Below are 16,935 nucleotides of genomic sequence, written 5' to 3' on the forward strand. Positions count from 1 at the left end.
GCTCTTTATTATTTATCTTCTTGATCACTTGGTCCTAGAACTATAGAATCATCTGAATTATCATTTGAAGATTCTTCAGTTTTTATTTCTTTTTGATTTTCTTCTAAATCTTCATTTGAATTTTCACTAGAATTTTCTTTTATATCGTCTGATGTTTTTGTTTCATCTTCGATTGCTTTATCTTCTAATTTATTTTCATTTGAAACTTCTTCTTTAGGATTTTCTATATTTTCTACAGGTTTTCTATTTAATATTTCCATAAATTGCTCACCTGTTATTGTTTCTTCTTTTAAAAGGAAATCTGAAATCTCATGAAGTTTTTCAAGATTATCTTTAAGAATTTCTATGGCTCTCATGTGGGCTTTTGCAATAATTTGTCCAACCTTTTCGTCAATCTTATCTCCAGTTCCATTTGAAACTATCATTGATCTTTGACCTCCAAGATATCTTCCTTGGATTTGTTCTAATTGCATAAAGTCAAAGTCATCATCCATACCATAAATTGTTACCATATTTCTTGCTATGGCTGTGGCTTTTTCTATATCGTTGCTTGCTCCAGTAGTCTTGGCGTTAAAAATTAATTCTTCTGAACTTCTTCCTCCCGCCAAAGTTACTATTTCATCAAACAACTCTTGTTTGGTCATAATAAATTTCTCATCCTTATCGACAGTCATTGTATAACCCAAAGCCCCACCAGTTCTTGGTACAATTGTAATTTTGGTTACTGGGGTTTTTTGTGTTTGAATTGCTGCAACTAGGGCATGTCCTACTTCGTGATAAGCAATGATTTTCTTTTGATCATCTGATATAACTGCATTTTTCTTTTGGGCACCAGCTATAACTGTTTCGATTGATTCTTCAAGGTCTGTTTGACTTAATTTTTTACGTCCTTCCCTAACAGCTCTTAAAGCTCCTTCATTTACAATATTTGCAAGGTCTGCACCAGAAGTTCCTGCTGTTCTTTTTGCTATTTCTTCATAATCAATTTCATCTTCACGTTTAATTTTTTTAGCGTGAACTTTTAATATATCTTCACGACCCTTTAAGTCTGGAAGTTCTACTTGAACTCTTCTGTCAAAACGTCCAGGTCTGGTAAGGGCAGGATCTAGGATTTCTGGTCTGTTGGTTGCAGATAATAAAACTACCCCCTCAGTCGCATCAAATCCGTCCATTTCATTTAACAATTGGTTTAAGGTTTGCTCACGTTCATCATTTCCAGAATATCCAGAAACATCACGTTTTTTACCAATGGCATCTATCTCATCGATAAATACTATACAAGGAGCTTTTTCCTTTGCTTGTTTGAAAAGATCACGAACCTTGCTCGCTCCCATTCCTACAAACATTTCTACAAATTCAGAACCTGAAATTGAGAAAAATGGAACATTAGCCTCACCTGCTACTGCTTTTGCAAGCAAAGTTTTACCGGTTCCTGGAGGTCCTACAAGTAAAACTCCCTTTGGTAAAACTGCACCAATTTCCTTATATTTTTGAGGTCCATGTAGAAAATCTACAACCTCATTTAAACTATCTTTTGCCTCTTCTTGACCTGCAACATCAGCAAAAGTCTTTCCAGTTTTATTTTCCATATAAATTTTGGCATTTGACTTGCCAAAATTCATAAAATCTCCGCCTCCACGGCCTCCCATGGTCTTTGATAGGGACCTGTTTGCCATGTAAAAAATCAAAAGCAAAAATAACAAAGGCAAAATACTTGTTACAAATAAGGTAAGCCATGGGCTCATCTTTGTTTCAACATCTTTTGTAAAAGTTAAATTTTTGTGTTTTTTACTAGCTTCAAGAAGTCTTTCAGTAAGGTCAGTATCTGGCCACAAGCCTGTGATGAAATTTTGTTTGTCACCATCAACTACGGCTGTAAAAGTGTAATTGTAATCGTCTTTTGTTACTTCTCTAACTTGTCCATTATCTATCATTGAGACAAATTGTGAATAAGTTATTTCCTTTGGTTTTCCTTCTGCCCTAATTGGTTGTAAAATTTGTTGAATAACCAAAAAGGCTACTATAGCAATAATCCAGTAATAGACCAGAGGTCTTTTGCCTTTTTTTATTGATGGCATCTATAAACCACTCCTAACAATATAATCATCTAATAAATCATCAAGTGAACCTAGTTCATTAATTATAGTTTTTAAATTAGAATTAATGGATTTTTCTTCAACTTCTGGCTTAATCTTGTCAAAATATTTGCTAACTTTTTCAGCAGCATCAAATCCTTTTTTTGTTAATTTTACATTAACAACTCTTTCATCTTCATCTGATCTATTTCTATCAACAAATCCTTGTTTTTCCAATTTTTTGCAAATATTAGAAATATTTCCGCCATTTACTCCAATTGACTTACCAAGGTTTCCTATAGAAACTGACTCATCAGCTGCTGATAAAGTCATAATCATCTTAAGTTGAAGAGTAGTTACTCCCAACTCTTGAGCTGTCTCTTGTAAAAGCAAATCTATCTTATGTGATATTTCCCTAATCATGGAAAATATAGAGTTATTAAATTCAAAAAAATCTATGTGTCTTTTTGTCATATAAACCTCCTTAAAATTTATAGACTTTAGTCTAAATAGAAAAATCTACTTAGATATTATTCTACATATAATAAGATAATTTTCAAGTAAAAAGAAAGAATATTTTTGATAATTAATTTTAATTATGTATTAATTGTGTTCTTTGCAAATTATCTTTTCAAATTATTTTTTTATATATTAATTTCAAAAAATTAATGCCACACCAAATGGTATGACATTTTTTGTTTCACGTGAAACATTATCTATTTTTACTTATAAAACTTGCAGCATTTAAGCCTGCAATTTGTCCTTGACCTGCAGCCTTATTTATTTGATATGGTCTTCCTGTAATATCTCCACAAGCAAAAAGTCCTTTTATATTTGTAGTCATATCATAATTTACTTTGATATGACCATCTTCAATTTCTACCGATGGAACAAGGCTTTCTGGTTTTGATGAGTTTTTTATTATAAAAAAACCATCAGCCTTTAACTCTTGTCCGTCTTCCAAAATCAAACTTTCCGCCTTTAACTTTCCTGTAAATTTCTCAGGTTTTTTATTTATAATTTCTATACCATCGTCAAGTTTTACATCTTTTTTATTGAGATTTACAAAAATAGTTTGACTTGTCATTTTATTAATGAAATTAGCTTCTTCGATTGCCTCATCATTCATTCCAACTAAAACAACTTTTTTTCCTTTATAAAGACTTGCATCACAAGTTGCACAATAAGAAATCCCCTTGGCAAAAAATTTATCTTCTCCCTCAATGGATTTTCCCATATCAACTCCTGCAGCAATTATACAAGCCTTTGAAGTAAGCATCTTCTCTCCCAAATCAACAGAAAAATACTCTCCCATAGCATAAACTGCCTTTATTTTTTTATCTAAAATTTCTACAGGATAATTTTTGATGTGGTTGGTGAAATTATTGTATAAATCAGAACCTTTTATATCATTAAAGCCCAAATAATTTTTTATTGATGGGCTTTTTTCCAAAGCCTTGGATTTTTTTCCTATTATTAAAACTTTTTTTCTTCTTATACTGGCATTAAGACCTGCAGAAATTCCTGCAGGTCCAAATCCAACTATAATTATATCGTAATCCATTATTTAAGTTTTTCTACTTCAGAGAGAATAACTTCTTTTGCTTGGAAGCCTACTAGAGTATTTTTTAAAACTCCACCTTTAAAAAGCATCATTGATGGAACTGCATTTACATTATATCTTCCTGCAAGCTCTGGACTTTCGTCTACATCAACTGAATATATATCAAAATCAACTTCGCTTTCCATCTCTTCAAGAACTGGTTTTTGCATTTTGCAAGGTCCACACCAAGTTGCTGAAAAATCTACTAAAACAATGCCGTCATTTTCTAAAACGTGTGTATCAAACTCACTTGTATTTATTTCTTTCATAATATCCTCCGTTTATATGTTAATAATTATACCGTCTTAATTTTGGTCAACAAGTCCTCGAACGTCTGAAACTGGAAGAGAAAACATGATTCCCTTTGAATTTTCATCCAAATTCATGGCCTCATAAATTGCTGATTTTATCTTTTCAGATATTTCTTTTTTTATAAGCATTAGGACAATATCTTTTTCAGGCTCAATTGTCATATTCAAAAATACTGATTTTTTTTGAATTCCAGATCCTCTTCCGTGAACAACCGTTGCTCCCTTTGCCCCTTCTTTTTGGGAAATTTCTATAACCTTATCTGCATTAGCCTTGTCAACTATTACATACAAAGCTTCATATTCCATATTGACTTCTCCTTTATAATCTACTGATGTTGTAAACATTATTGATGTATTTTTTTTATCTAATTTATCTTTCAAAAAATCCAACAAATCATCTACCAAATCATCGTTAACTAGGGCTGAAACTATTTCCTTTTTTTGCTTTTCAATTCCCAAAACTTCGAGTATATGAGCATTAGCTGAACCTTCTGCTAAAAGGCAATTTATGGACTTAGCACCTTTTTTATTTAATTGATTCATGATTTTTGATCCGTTAGACCTTGGTGTTATTATTCTTAAATATTTCATTATCCTTCAATAGCCTCCTTATAAAAAGATCCCATTATCATTATAGTAATTACTGGCATTAGAGCTACAAAAGCTATAACTCCAAATCCATCTGAAATATTTCCAGCAACCCCCTGACGAAATCCTAAAATAAAGGTAGCTGTCATCGGTCCTGATGCAAATCCTCCCGAGTCAAAGGCAATTCCTACAAAAAGTTGTGAAACATTTCTTGATAAAATTAGGGCAAGCAAAAATCCTGGTCCTATTACCAGCCACAATTTAAACCCATCTATCTTTATCCTGAACATAGCAAGCATTACTGCAAAGGCAACACCAATTGATAGGGCCTTCATGATTGATGACTTATGGATTGATCCTCCTGTAACTTCTTCGACTTGTTCAGACAAAACAAAAACTGCAGGCTCTGCCAAGACAACCAAAAGCCCCAATATAAAACAGATTAATGGAACAAATTTAAAGGCAGAATAGTTTTCTCCCATAACTCTTGCAAGCTCCATAAATCCGCCTTCAACACTACTTAAAAACAAAATTAAACCTATATAAGTATAAATAAGGCCCAAATATAGATTTTTTTTTATTTTTTATTTTAAAAACTAACTTATCCATAACAAAAAATACCAAACTTATGGGTAAAATTGCAAAAGTCGAAGATTTTAGGCCAGAAATTAAAGCAGACTGGTGAGCTGCTTCTTCTAGAAAAACATTTGTGGAATTTATTGACATTGACATAATAAGGCCAGCAAGAATTGGTCCTGCAGATGCTATTCCTACAAGGCCAAAGGAGTTCTCTTCACCCTTACTCTCTCCCTTTAATTTACTTACTCCAAGACCAAGGGCTATTATGAATGGAGTTGTCATAGCTCCTTTCGTTGCTCCCGACGCATCAAAAGCAATAGCATGGCCCAAATCATTTGAAATAAACATAATAATAAAAATAATTCCATAGATTGCCATCATCAAAGTTGATAATTTTATTTCCTTAAAAATCCTGTAAAGACCAAGGGCAATCATAATCCCTACTCCAATTGAAATTATTGCTACAATCAAAAATGATTTTATTCCAAGAACGCCTGCTACTTGATTTGCTAAAATCAAAAGGTCTGGTTCAGCAATAGATATTGTAAATCCCATAAAAATTCCAAATATTACAACCTTAATTATATTTTCAGATTTTGCTATAAAATCCCCATATAAGATCCAATTTTTGAAATTGAAAGATCTACTCCAATTAAAAATATAGATAAACCAAGTATAACTCCTGCACAACCAAATAAAAATTTTATAATTAATTCGTTTTCTACCGGCCTAAATAAATTTAAAATCATAACCAAAACAGCAATTGGTATAACTGCTTTTGCATTTTGCTTTATTTCTTCTTTAAATATATTTACCACCTCTTTTCTTGTTTTTAAATATTTATATATTTTATAACTAATTTTTTGGTATAACAAAAGAGCCAATCACAAGACTGTCTCTTTTGCTTGATTTTATTAATCTCTAACTTGGTTAGCTGTTAGGATTGTAAGTTTATATACGTCTTCTTCGTTACATCCTCTTGAAAGGTCATTTACTGGTTTGTTTAATCCTTGAAGTATTGGGCCTAAAGCTTCATAACCACCAAGTCTTTGTCCAATTTTATATCCAATATTTGCAGCTTGTAGGTCTGGGAAAATAAATACTTTCGCTCTTCCTGCTACATCTGAATTAGGAATTTTCTTTCTTGCAACTTGTGGTGAAATAGCTGCGTCAAATTGCATTTCTCCATCAACTTTAAGTTCTGGATCCATTTCTTTTGCAAGCTTTGTAGCTTCTTCTACTTTTCTTGCAAGTTCATGTTTTGCAGATCCTTTTGTTGAGAATGATAGCATAGCAACTATTGGATCAATTCCAAATTCTTCAGCTGTTTTTGCGGCTTCTACTGCCACCTCTGCAAGCTCGTTTGATTGAAGTGTAATATTTATTGCTGTATCTGCAAATAATAATTTTTCTCCGTTAGGTCCTAACATAATCATAACACCAGAAACCCTATTTACACCCTTTCTTGTTTTGATAAGTTGAAGGGCTGGTCTTACTGTATCTCCAGTAGGATTTGATGCTCCTGAAACCATTCCGTCTGCCTTGCCAGTTTGAACTAACATTGTACCAAAGTAATTGTTATCTTTCTTTAGTATATATTCACCATCTTCTCTGGTATTTTTGCCTTTTCTGATTTCAACGTATTTATCAACTAATTCATCAAGTAGTTCACTTTCTCTTGGGTTTATGATTTCAATATCACCTAATTTAACCCCTTCATCGTCTGCTACTTTTTGAATTTCTTCTCTATCTCCCAAAAGTATTGGAACTACAAGTCCATCATTATGATGTCTAATAGCTGCTCTTAGGACTCTTGAGTCACAACCTTCTGGAAATACTATTCTGCGGTTTTTACCCTTAATATTTGCAGTAGCAAGCTCCATAACTCCATCTTGTGCCATAATTACCTCCTAATCATAAATCGATATTAGCATATATATTATACCCTAATTAATCAATTTATCTCTATAATTTTGCATTTTTTAAACATTCTTTTTCTCTATCAGAAAGTTCAACTTCACTTTCACCATTTGTAATTTCTTTAAGGTAAGTGTTTGAACCATCTTGAGAATAAAGATTTGTCAAAATTATTCCGTTATGGTAAGAATCCAAAAGAGTAAGAGAAAATGAATTTCTTCCTCTTTGGCTATCAAAGGCATCATAATGAACAACAGCCATTTTGCTAACAGCTCCCATTGTTGTATTTTTTGTATCAGAAGACCTTTGGTCAAGTGACTTTATCTCTCTATTTGATTGTTCTATTTGATCATTTAATTGTAAAATTAATTCTTCAAGATTTATATCGGGATCCTTGCCCCTAAGTAGGTGGTCATATCTTCTTTTTTGTCTTTTTAATTTGTTATTATTGGCCTTAATCATAGAATATTCTAATATAACCAAAATAAACAAGACTACTATAGCTATTATTTGTCCCATTTCTTTTCCCTCTCCTTGATGATTTTCATATTATCCTTATACAATTTATCACAGAAATTTATAATAGATTTGTAATTTGTTTTTTTATAATTTGGATCACTTATATTTTCTTCATTCATAATAAGATTAATAAAGGAAGAATGGATAGCTTCTTTTACAAGCCTAAGACCTATTTCCCCATCGCTGATTGCAGCAATATTACCATGTTTTAAAACAAAATCACAATCTTGCAAAACAATAATCATAAGCTCAATAGTTCTTTTTGGAGCCTTGTTGGCATCAATTATGTACTTATCATAGTCATTGATTTGATCATCTTTATAGGCCTTAATCAAAACATTTACCTTATCAATATCTTCTTGCATTAAATCTTTTAATTCTTCAGCATATTTATTAAATTTTTTCTCAAGTTTTTGTGATTTTTTGTTTAATCTTTCATCGCCATAATCTTTTTTTGCCATCATTAAAATTAAATTCAAACCCAGATTTCCTACAAGGCTTGTCACAGCACCTCCGCCAGGATTAGCTGTTTTTTTTCTAGTATTATCTATGAGTTCCCCCACAGAAAAATCAACCATTCTATTCTTTTCCATTTTTTATTCTCCAATATAAATTTTCTATATCATCAATAGAAACGCAATCTATAGTCACCCTATAATTTTCCTTGTTCTTTTTTATTTCAACTTTTGAATTCAAAAGATCAATAAATTTTTCCTCAAAATCTTCAAATAAAATCCTATCTAGCTTATCTTCCTTATCAGTTATTGTTTTTTTATTCGCAGATATTTTTTCAACTTTTCTAATGTTGGTTTTTTTATTTTTAAAATCATCAAGACTTTTTTTCCTATCCTCTTGATCTTTTATAGAAAGAAGAGTTCTTGCTTGGGATGGTGAAATATTTCCTTCTTCAAGTTCTTTTTTTGAATTTTCATCAAGTTTTAAAAGCCTTAGAGTATTTCCTATATAAGACCTAGACTTTCCTACAGTTTTTGCTATCTCATCTTGGGTCATACCATAATTTTTTGAAAGTTCATTGTAGGCGTTAGCCTCTTCGAGTCCTGATAAGTCCTCTCTTTGAACATTTTCTACTATTGAAAGAATATCTATATCCTTGTTATCAACATTTTTTATTATAGCTTCAATTTCTTTAAGGCCCAATAATTTGCTTGCTCTAAACCTACGTTCACCTGCAATTATTTCATATCTTATCCCATTTTTTCTAAGAACTATAGGATTTAATAAACCGTATTTTTCTATAGATTGGCTTAAGCCCTCAAGAGATTTATCATCAAAATTTTTTCTTGGTTGATCTTCTCTTGGATAAATTTTTTCCATAGGAATTCTAACTATGGCCTTATTTTTTTTGTTATTTTCAGGTATTAGAGATCCAAGTCCTCTGCCCAAAGATTTATTTGTCATAGTTAATCCCTCTTTTCATTATTTACAAGTTTGTTTTGGTCAAATGAAAATTTATTTTTCTTCACTATGCCTTCTTCAAACTTTTTATCTTCATCTTTTTTATCAATTATCTCTTTGCCTTCATCTATTTTCTTATGGTCACCTGAATTTTCATCAATAGATTTATCAGAGCTTTCTTTAATCATTTCTTTATTTTCATCTAAGATTTCAATTCCTTCTTCAGACTCTTTTTTTTCTTCTGTTTTTTCATTTGAGTCTTTTTCTAAATCATTTTCCATAAAAATATTTTCTATAATTTCTTTAGCCAAGGCCATATAAGCTCTTGCCCCTTTTGATTTTTCATCATAAAGAATTACAGATTTTCCAAATGAAGGAGCTTCGGCAAGTTTTATATTTCTTGGAATCATAGTCCTAAAGACTTTTTCTTTGAAAAATCTTTTAACTTCTTCCACAACTTCGTATGATAGATTTGTATTTTTATCAAACATACAAAGCAAAACTCCCTCAATTTCCAAGTCTTCTTTTATAGAGCTTTTTATAGTATTGTAAGTTTTTAATAATTCACTCACCCCTTCAAGGGCGTAATATTCAGTTTGAATAGGAATTATTATAGAATCGCTCGCTACAAGGGCATTTAAAGACAAAAGTCCTAATGATGGTGGGCAGTCAATTAAAATTAAATCGAAGTCATCTTTTATTTCTTTTATAATTTGATCTAGGATTTGAAGTCTTTCCTCTTGATCAAGACTTACAAGTTCAACTTCAAGTCCTGATAGGGAATTTTCACTAGGAATTAAATACGGACCATCTTCACTTTTTACTATGTAATCCTTATAATTTCCTTCCTCATCATAAAACATCTTATAAACTGATTTTTCTTGATTATTTTTATCAAATCCAAGACCAGTAGTTGTGTTTGCTTGAGGATCAAAATCTATAACCAAAACTTTTTTTCCAAATTTTGCTAAGGCTACAGAAAGATTTACAACACTTGTAGTTTTTCCCACTCCACCTTTTTGATTAAATATCGATATTGTCTTCATAGTCACCTCTCATCATTAAAATTGCAAGGTCCAAGGCCCTGTTTTTTGCAAATAACCTTGCCTTATTCCTGTCTTTTGCAAAATGGAATTTCTTAATTATTTTTTGGTCCTTATATTTTATAGCCAAAAAAACAAGTCCCTCATGGGCATATCCTGTTGAAGCTATACATAAATCTGAATTTGTTTTTTCATACAAGCCTTCAACCATTTCATCTGCACACTCAAAACTCACAGCACTATATTTATTAAGTGTTTCACGTGAAACATTTAAAATCTTTTCTTTAATCCTGTCAGAATAAGTTATGTAGGATTCTTCAATTACATCACTTGCTCCACTAATATCAATTATTGATGAAGCAATTAGTCCTCCCGTCACAGATTCTGTTGTTGACACTTTTTGATCTCTTTTTCTAAGTAAATTTATTAAAGTTTCTTCTTTTTTTAGACCATCATCAGATATCAAAAGATTTTTAAAGACTTTTTTTACTTCTTCTTCTTTTTCATATAATAGTTTTTGAGCTTCCTTTTCATTTTTTGCCTTGGCAGTTATTCTTAAAAATCCACCTTCATTATCGAAATAAGGAGAAATAGTTGGATTTGTAGATGACAAATCAATCCTATTTGCCATATCCCATTCACCCAAAAGTCCAATTCTCAAGTTTTTAGATTTTATTATTGCATCTTTTTTCAAATGACCTTCAAGCTTATTTTCAAACATATATTCCATTTCTCTTGGAGGTCCTGGAAGTAAAATTATTTTTGTTTTATCTCCCATTATGCATCCTGGAGCAGTCCCACAATCATTATCTAAAACTATTGCGTCTTTTGGAAATTTTGCTTGCTTTAAATTTACATTCATGGCCTTATTCTTATTATAAAAATAATCTTCAAGCCTTTTTTTAGATCTTTCATCAATTACTACTTGATTTTCTTTTCCTAATACTTTTATAGCTACTTCCTTGCTTATATCATCTTCTGTTGGTCCAAGGCCTCCTGTTACAAATATATAATCAACTTTTCCTAAAGTCTCATTCAAAGCCTCATATAATCTTTCGAAATTATCTCCAACAGTTTCCATTTTAAAAACGTCAATACCAAATTCTGTAAGTTTTCTTGCTATGAATTGTGAATTGGTATCAGTGATGTTTCCTAACAATATTTCCGTACCAACCGAAAAAATTTGTGCTTTCATAAAACCTCTTTTCTTATAATAGTATAACATAAATCAATAAAAAAATGTTTCACGTGAAACATTTTTTCTTTTTATTATAATGGATTTTTTTTCGCTTGATTTTTCCCTCTTGGATATTTTTTTTGTGTTGATCTTACTTTTTTAATCAAAATGTTTTTTCTAGTATTTCCATGTAAATCAATGGTGTCTATATTAATAAGTTCTCCACCCAAAATTTTCAAAGCATTTTGAGCATCTTCATATTCTTCTTCAGCTTTTGGACCCTTCATAGCTATAAAAATTCCACCAACTTTTAAAAATGGTAGGCCGTATTCCAAAAGAGTTGATAAATTAGCAACGGCTCTTGAAATTACTAAATCAAATTCTTCTCTGTGATCTTTGGCATAATCTTCTGCTCTTACATGAATTGCCCTTGTATTGTCTAACCCTAACTCTTCTATAACTTCATTCATAAAGTTTACTTTTTTATTTACAGAATCAATCAAGGTCAAGTCAAAATCATTTTCAATTCTTAGTGGAATTCCCGGAAAACCAGCACCGGAACCAATATCTAAAACTTTCATTCCCTTATTTATATATTTTTTTATGGTAAGGGAGTCCTCGAAGTGTTTTATTTTAATTTCTTTAGGATCATCGATGCTTGTTAGGTTAAATTTTTTGTTTGTTTCAATCAACATTTCTTGATATTTTTCAAATTTATCCATTCAATTCACCCGCTTTTAACCTAATTAGCAAAACATTTATATCCGCAGGAGATACACCAGAAATTCTTGATGCTTGACCTATTGAATCTGGCTTTATTTTGTTTAATTTTTCTGCTGATTCTTTTTTAAGTCCCTTTATTTTGCTGTAATCTAAGTCATGGTCTAATTTTTTATTTTCGAGTTTTTTGAATTTTCCTATGTCTGACATTTGTTTTTTGATATAACCTTGGTATTTTATTTCAGTTTGAACTTGAATTTGTTGGAATTTTGGTAGTTCTGGTCTTTGTGGATCCAAAACTTCAAGTTTTTTATAGGTTAATTCTGGTCTTTTTATTAAATCGTACAAAGTGTAGCCGGTTTTTAGTGGACTAGATCCAATTTTTTCCAAAATTTCATTATTTTCCTTATTTGGACTAATCATTATATTTTTTAGCCTGTTTATTTCTTTATTGATGTTTTCTCTTTTTCTCACCATTTTTTCATAACGTTCATCCGTTACAAGACCAATTTCATGACCTTTTTCTGTAAGCCTAAAGTCAGCATTATCTTGTCTCATGGTAAGTCTATATTCGCACCTTGAAGTCATCATTCTGTAAGGTTCATTTGTTCCCTTAGTAACCAAATCATCAATCAAAACTCCAATATAGGCATCTGACCTATCCAAAATCAAAGGATCCTGTCCCCTTAATTTCAAAGCTGCATTAATTCCTGCAATAAGTCCTTGTCCTGCTGCCTCTTCATAGCCACTTGATCCGTTAATTTGACCTGCAAAAAATAGATTTTCAATTTCTTTTGATTCTAAACTTCTTTTTAAATTTGTAGAATCTAAACAATCATATTCAATTCCATAGGCAGGTCTAATGATTTTACAATTTTCTAGGCCTTCTATGGTTTTATAAAATTCTTTTTGAACTTCTTGTGGCAAAGTTGATGAAACGCCTTGAACATACATTTCATCTGTTGATAAACTTTCTGGTTCTATAAAAACTTGGTGTATATCCCTATCTGGAAATCTTACCATCTTATCTTCAATTGATGGGCAATATCTTGGTCCGATTCCTTTAACAAGTCCCCCATACATAGGAGATCTTTCCAAATTTTTCATAATTATTTCTTTGGTTTTTTCTGTTGTATAGGTCAAATAGCACGCTTCTTGTTTTTTATCTGAAAAATCTTTTTCTTCATTTAAGAAGGAAAAAGCTACTATATTATCATCACCTTTTTGGATTTCAGTTTTTGATAAGTCAAGACTCTTCATATCAACTCTTGCAGGAGTTCCAGTTTTAAAACGTCTTAAAGAAAAACCTAATTCCTCTAGGCTATCTGAAAGATGGGTTGCTGCTGAAAGTCCGTGAGGACCTGAAGTTTTTTGAAAATCTCCCATCAAAATTTTTCCATTCAAATAGGTTCCTGTGCAAACTATACAAGCCTTAGTTGGAAAAATTGCCCCTTGGATTGTTTCAACACTTTTTATTTTTCCATCTTCGATATTTATTTTGTCTACTTCTTGCTCAAATAAATCAAGATTTTCTTGATTTTCAAGAGTTTTTTTCATCTCTTGGTGATATTTAATCTTATCAGCTTGAACTCTTAGTGAGTGAACTGCAGGTCCCTTTGAAGTATTTAACATTCTTGATTGGATAAAGGTCTTATCAATATTTATTGCCATTTCTCCACCCAAAGCGTCAATTTCTCTTACTATATGGCCCTTTCCAGTTCCTCCAATATTTGGATTACAAGGCATATCTCCCACAGATTCCATACTTGTAGTAAGAACTAAAGTTTTAAAACCAAGTCTCGCTGATGCAAGAGATGCCTCGCAACCTGCATGACCTGCGCCCACAACAACTACATCGTAGGCTTCATCAATGTATTTCCTATTTTCTAACTTATTATTTTCCAACACAAAACTCCCTAAATACTTTATCCATTATTTCATCAGAAACAGTTTCTCCAATTATTAGTCCCAAATCATCGTAGGATGCTCTTAAATCAACCTCTACACAATCAATTGGAACATATGCTTTTATATCATTTAATGATGATTTCAAATTTTTCATTGAAGAATTTAATAATCTTTCATGTCTAAGATTTGTAATCATCAATGATTCCTTATTCAATTCCTTTGAATCAAAAATTTCAAAAATCGCCCCTTCCAACTTATCGACCCCATCTCGTGAAATCATAGAAGTTTCTATGATTTTGAAGGATTTATCAAAATCATCTTTTGAAATTTTTCCAACTAAATCTGTCTTATTTAAAATTATTATGGCGTTTTTCCCCTTTAATAAATCCAGAATTATCTTATCTTCATCGTCAAGATTTCTTGATTTGTCGAAAATTGCAATTATAAGATCAGAATCTTTTGCCAAGTCTATTGACCTTTGAACACCAATTTTTTCAACCTCATCGTGGGTTTCTCTAATTCCTGCTGTATCATTTATTTTTAAGGTTAAATTTCCAAGATTTATATATTCAGTTATAGAGTCTCTGGTTGTTCCTGGAATATCTGTAACAATCGCCCTATTTTCATTTAATAAAACATTTAATAAAGAAGATTTTCCAACATTTGGCTTTCCTATTATAGTTGTTTCAATTCCATCTTTTACAAGTTTTCCCTTGTTTGCTGTTGATAAAAGTTTTTTTATCTCATCATAAGCCTTGTCCATATATTCAACAATATTAGCTAAAGGCAAATCTTCCCCATCTTCTGTGAAATTTATAGAATATTCTATTCTTGATAGGGCTTCAAGCTCAATTTTTCTAATTTCTTCAATTTTTTCTCTCAATAATCCAGATAATTGTTTTAAACCTTGTTCTTGAGATAGCTCATTTGTTGAATTTATAATATCAAGAACCGCTTCAGCTTGGGATAAGTCTATTCTTCCGTTAAGAAAAGCTCTTTTGGTAAATTCTCCCCTATCTGCAAGCTCACATCCTAAATCCAAAAGCAAATTTAAAATATCTCTTACAGAAATCATAGAGCCGTGACAGTTTATCTCACAAATATCTTCTCTAGTATAGGTATTTGGTCCCTTCATAAAATTAACCATAACCTCGTCAAAAATACGCCCATCTTTTTCTATATGGCCGTATCTCATCATCCTGTTGTCTTTTTTTATATCTAAAGGCCTATTATTTATTGGCTTAAAAATCTTTTTAATAATGTCAAAAGATTTATCGCCACTCATACGAACTATAGATATACCACCACTTCCTTGAGGTGTAGAAATTGCTGCTATTGTAGATTCACTCATAATTCATCCTTTCTAAAATGACTGCTTACCTTTGACATAAACATTCTTTCCATATTATACATTAATTTTACCAATAAAAAAAGATGTTTCACGTGAAACATCCTTTCGATTAATCTAATTTATAATCAACTACAACGAATCTTTTTGGCTCTTCTCCTTCTGAATGAGAATCAAGCTTGTCATATTTTGAAATTTGCTCGTGAGCAAGTCTTCTTTCATATGAATTCATATATTTTAAATTCCAACTTTTTCTAGTTTTCAAAACTTTTTTACAAGCCTTATCAGCTAGCATTACGATTTTTTCATCGCGTCTTTTTTTGTAGTTATTTATGTCAATATTTAGCTTAACCTTGTTAGATCTAGCCTTGATAATTTTTCTTATTACAGTTTCAATCGCATCAAGAGTCCTGCCGTTTTTGCCTATGACAATACCGGTGTCTTTCGGGTCAATTTTTGCATCAAGCTTAATAATATTATCTTCAAGATTTCCAATAACTTTTATATCTTCAAAGTGCATTTCGTTTAGAATTTCTTCTAACAAATCTTTGGCCTTATAGTAAAGGCTAACTTCATCTTCTTTTTGACCATTATCTTCTGTTTCATCTAATAATTCTTCAATATCTTGGTCAAAAGGTTCATTTATTTCTTCTATATCTAAATCTTCTTTTGAATCATCATCTTCTTTATCGTCGATTTCAAAAGAATTTTCTTCTTCAATTTTTTCTGATAATTTTTCAAGATTAAATTCTTCTTCAAGCTCTTTTTTGCTATCTTCTTCGATTTCTTTCATCAAAGAATCAATGCCTTCTTTTATATCTTCTTCATAAGAAACTCTTACTACAGCATTTTTTTGACCAATTAGTCCCAAAAATCCACTTGATTCTTCTTCTATTACTTCAACATCAACTTCATCGATATTTTTATTAATTTCTTTTAAAGCTAAATTAATAGCTTCATCTTTAGTTTTGGCTGTTTTTACTATTGATTTTTTCATCTTCTTCCTCTTTATCTCTTTTTCTTAGGCCAATCAAATATTGCCCTCCAAGAATTATAAGTCTTGCAAGTGAACTTGTTGTCCAATATAGTGGCAAACCTGCAGGAAGATTTCTAAAAACAAAATAATAAACAACTGGCATAGCCAAGAGCATATTATTCATAGAACCCATACCTGGAGTATTTTGAACTTGACCTTGAGGTGAAGTTTTCATTGTAAATATTTGAACACCTAATTGGCTTATACTTGTCAAAAGTGGCAAACCATAAAATAAAGGATCTGCCTTAGAAAGGGTTGGTACCCACAAAAAATCATCTCTAATTGCATGCATTTTTCCAGCAAAAATAAATTTATCAGGATTTTGAATTACCCTATATAAAGATAAAAGTATTAAAAGTTGAAAAATCATAACCAAGCAAGAAGAAATTCCTGGTCCTACTCCCTCTTCCTTATATAATTGTTGCATTTTTTGTTGCATTATTTGAGGATCGTAGGCATATTTTTTCTTAATTTCTTCAACTTTTGGTTGAATTTCTCCACTTTTTGCTGCTTGTTTTTGTTGGTTCATAGTCATTGGTATTGTGATTAATGATACCAAAACTGTCATTAAAATAATTGAGATAGCATAAAAACTCATATTAGATGGTTCAGTAAAATTATTTACCAAAGAATCATAAATAAGTTTCATTAGGCTACCCAAAATTTGCGCTATAAAACTTAACATTATCTCTCCT

The 16,935-nt window shown here is 31.1% G+C and carries 17 protein-coding genes and 1 pseudogene; all 18 read right to left on the bottom strand.

The window, feature by feature from the left end; genetic code table 11:
* Positions 1–8: 8 nt before the first annotated feature.
* Complete coding sequence (ftsH, locus tag BN2087_RS02715; protein ID WP_049690362.1) at positions 9–2,078, bottom strand: ATP-dependent zinc metalloprotease FtsH; 2,070 nt, start codon at positions 2,076–2,078, stop codon at positions 9–11.
* A complete protein-coding gene (locus tag BN2087_RS02720; RefSeq protein WP_049690363.1) occupies positions 2,079–2,549 on the bottom strand; it encodes a MarR family winged helix-turn-helix transcriptional regulator in 471 nt (156 codons plus the stop codon).
* A gap of 238 nt (positions 2,550–2,787) precedes the next feature.
* A complete protein-coding gene (locus BN2087_RS02725; RefSeq protein WP_049690364.1) occupies positions 2,788–3,639 on the bottom strand; it encodes an NAD(P)/FAD-dependent oxidoreductase in 852 nt (283 codons plus the stop codon).
* Positions 3,639–3,947: a thioredoxin family protein gene (locus BN2087_RS02730; protein WP_049690365.1), complete on the bottom strand. Its 309-nt coding sequence runs from the start codon at positions 3,945–3,947 to the stop codon at positions 3,639–3,641. Before BN2087_RS02730 ends, BN2087_RS02725 begins: the two co-directional genes overlap by 1 nt.
* A gap of 36 nt (positions 3,948–3,983) precedes the next feature.
* Positions 3,984–4,580: a P-II family nitrogen regulator gene (locus tag BN2087_RS02735; protein ID WP_049690366.1), complete on the bottom strand. Its 597-nt coding sequence runs from the start codon at positions 4,578–4,580 to the stop codon at positions 3,984–3,986.
* Entirely contained in the window at positions 4,580–5,107 is a 528-nt protein-coding gene (locus BN2087_RS09370) for a DUF1538 domain-containing protein (protein WP_245190772.1), read from the bottom strand. Before BN2087_RS09370 ends, BN2087_RS02735 begins: the two co-directional genes overlap by 1 nt.
* Positions 5,094–5,905 (bottom strand): annotated as a pseudogene (locus tag BN2087_RS09375) (DUF1538 domain-containing protein). Before BN2087_RS09375 ends, BN2087_RS09370 begins: the two are co-directional and overlap by 14 nt.
* A 165-nt stretch (positions 5,906–6,070) precedes the next feature.
* On the bottom strand, positions 6,071–7,057 hold the full coding sequence (gene pta, locus BN2087_RS02745; RefSeq protein WP_049690367.1) for a phosphate acetyltransferase: 987 nt from the start codon (positions 7,055–7,057) through the stop codon (positions 6,071–6,073).
* Positions 7,058–7,121: 64 nt separating this feature from the next.
* On the bottom strand, positions 7,122–7,592 hold the full coding sequence (locus BN2087_RS02750; protein WP_049690368.1) for a DUF4446 family protein: 471 nt from the start codon (positions 7,590–7,592) through the stop codon (positions 7,122–7,124).
* Positions 7,580–8,185, bottom strand: a complete 606-nt coding sequence (locus BN2087_RS02755) for a cyclodeaminase/cyclohydrolase family protein (RefSeq protein ID WP_049690369.1) — start codon at positions 8,183–8,185, stop codon at positions 7,580–7,582. Before BN2087_RS02755 ends, BN2087_RS02750 begins: the two co-directional genes overlap by 13 nt.
* Complete coding sequence (locus BN2087_RS02760; RefSeq protein ID WP_049690370.1) at positions 8,172–9,011, bottom strand: ParB/RepB/Spo0J family partition protein; 840 nt, start codon at positions 9,009–9,011, stop codon at positions 8,172–8,174. The genes BN2087_RS02755 and BN2087_RS02760 overlap by 14 nt, the downstream gene beginning before the upstream one ends.
* Positions 9,012–9,013: 2 nt before the next feature.
* Positions 9,014–10,054, bottom strand: a complete 1,041-nt coding sequence (locus BN2087_RS02765; RefSeq protein ID WP_049690371.1) for a ParA family protein — start codon at positions 10,052–10,054, stop codon at positions 9,014–9,016.
* A complete protein-coding gene (locus BN2087_RS02770) occupies positions 10,032–11,246 on the bottom strand; it encodes a CinA family nicotinamide mononucleotide deamidase-related protein (protein WP_049690372.1) in 1,215 nt (404 codons plus the stop codon). The genes BN2087_RS02765 and BN2087_RS02770 overlap by 23 nt, the downstream gene beginning before the upstream one ends.
* Before the next feature lie 74 nt (positions 11,247–11,320).
* The gene (gene rsmG / locus BN2087_RS02775; protein WP_049690373.1) at positions 11,321–11,950 is read right to left on the bottom strand and encodes a 16S rRNA (guanine(527)-N(7))-methyltransferase RsmG; all 630 of its coding nucleotides are present in this window, start codon (positions 11,948–11,950) and stop codon (positions 11,321–11,323) included.
* Entirely contained in the window at positions 11,943–13,853 is a 1,911-nt protein-coding gene (gene mnmG, locus BN2087_RS02780; RefSeq protein ID WP_049690374.1) for a tRNA uridine-5-carboxymethylaminomethyl(34) synthesis enzyme MnmG, read from the bottom strand. The genes rsmG and mnmG overlap by 8 nt, the downstream gene beginning before the upstream one ends.
* Positions 13,843–15,207: a tRNA uridine-5-carboxymethylaminomethyl(34) synthesis GTPase MnmE gene (gene mnmE, locus BN2087_RS02785; protein WP_049690375.1), complete on the bottom strand. Its 1,365-nt coding sequence runs from the start codon at positions 15,205–15,207 to the stop codon at positions 13,843–13,845. Before mnmE ends, mnmG begins: the two co-directional genes overlap by 11 nt.
* Before the next feature lie 109 nt (positions 15,208–15,316).
* A complete protein-coding gene (jag, locus tag BN2087_RS02790) occupies positions 15,317–16,201 on the bottom strand; it encodes an RNA-binding cell elongation regulator Jag/EloR (protein ID WP_049690376.1) in 885 nt (294 codons plus the stop codon).
* Positions 16,167–16,925, bottom strand: a complete 759-nt coding sequence (locus BN2087_RS02795) for a YidC/Oxa1 family membrane protein insertase (protein ID WP_049690377.1) — start codon at positions 16,923–16,925, stop codon at positions 16,167–16,169. Before BN2087_RS02795 ends, jag begins: the two co-directional genes overlap by 35 nt.
* Between the last annotated feature and the right edge of the window lie 10 nt (positions 16,926–16,935).

This window comes from Anaerococcus jeddahensis (assembly GCF_001182725.1).
GTDB classification, from domain to species: domain Bacteria; phylum Bacillota; class Clostridia; order Tissierellales; family Peptoniphilaceae; genus Anaerococcus; species Anaerococcus jeddahensis.

Bases quoted from the DNA above. Each gene is read 5' to 3' on its own strand.
- ftsH (WP_049690362.1), bottom strand. From the start codon at position 2,078: ATGCCATCAATAAAAAAAGGCAAAAGACCTCTGGTCTATTACTGGATT.
- BN2087_RS02720 (WP_049690363.1), bottom strand. From the start codon at position 2,549: ATGACAAAAAGACACATAGATTTTTTTGAATTTAATAACTCTATATTT.
- BN2087_RS02725 (WP_049690364.1), bottom strand. From the start codon at position 3,639: ATGGATTACGATATAATTATAGTTGGATTTGGACCTGCAGGAATTTCT.
- BN2087_RS02730 (WP_049690365.1), bottom strand. From the start codon at position 3,947: ATGAAAGAAATAAATACAAGTGAGTTTGATACACACGTTTTAGAAAAT.
- BN2087_RS02735 (WP_049690366.1), bottom strand. From the start codon at position 4,580: ATGAAATATTTAAGAATAATAACACCAAGGTCTAACGGATCAAAAATC.
- pta (WP_049690367.1), bottom strand. From the start codon at position 7,057: ATGGCACAAGATGGAGTTATGGAGCTTGCTACTGCAAATATTAAGGGT.
- BN2087_RS02750 (WP_049690368.1), bottom strand. From the start codon at position 7,592: ATGGGACAAATAATAGCTATAGTAGTCTTGTTTATTTTGGTTATATTA.
- BN2087_RS02755 (WP_049690369.1), bottom strand. From the start codon at position 8,185: ATGGAAAAGAATAGAATGGTTGATTTTTCTGTGGGGGAACTCATAGAT.
- BN2087_RS02760 (WP_049690370.1), bottom strand. From the start codon at position 9,011: ATGACAAATAAATCTTTGGGCAGAGGACTTGGATCTCTAATACCTGAA.
- BN2087_RS02765 (WP_049690371.1), bottom strand. From the start codon at position 10,054: ATGAAGACAATATCGATATTTAATCAAAAAGGTGGAGTGGGAAAAACT.
- BN2087_RS02770 (WP_049690372.1), bottom strand. From the start codon at position 11,246: ATGAAAGCACAAATTTTTTCGGTTGGTACGGAAATATTGTTAGGAAAC.
- rsmG (WP_049690373.1), bottom strand. From the start codon at position 11,950: ATGGATAAATTTGAAAAATATCAAGAAATGTTGATTGAAACAAACAAA.
- mnmE (WP_049690375.1), bottom strand. From the start codon at position 15,207: ATGAGTGAATCTACAATAGCAGCAATTTCTACACCTCAAGGAAGTGGT.
- jag (WP_049690376.1), bottom strand. From the start codon at position 16,201: ATGAAAAAATCAATAGTAAAAACAGCCAAAACTAAAGATGAAGCTATT.
- BN2087_RS02795 (WP_049690377.1), bottom strand. From the start codon at position 16,925: ATGTTAAGTTTTATAGCGCAAATTTTGGGTAGCCTAATGAAACTTATT.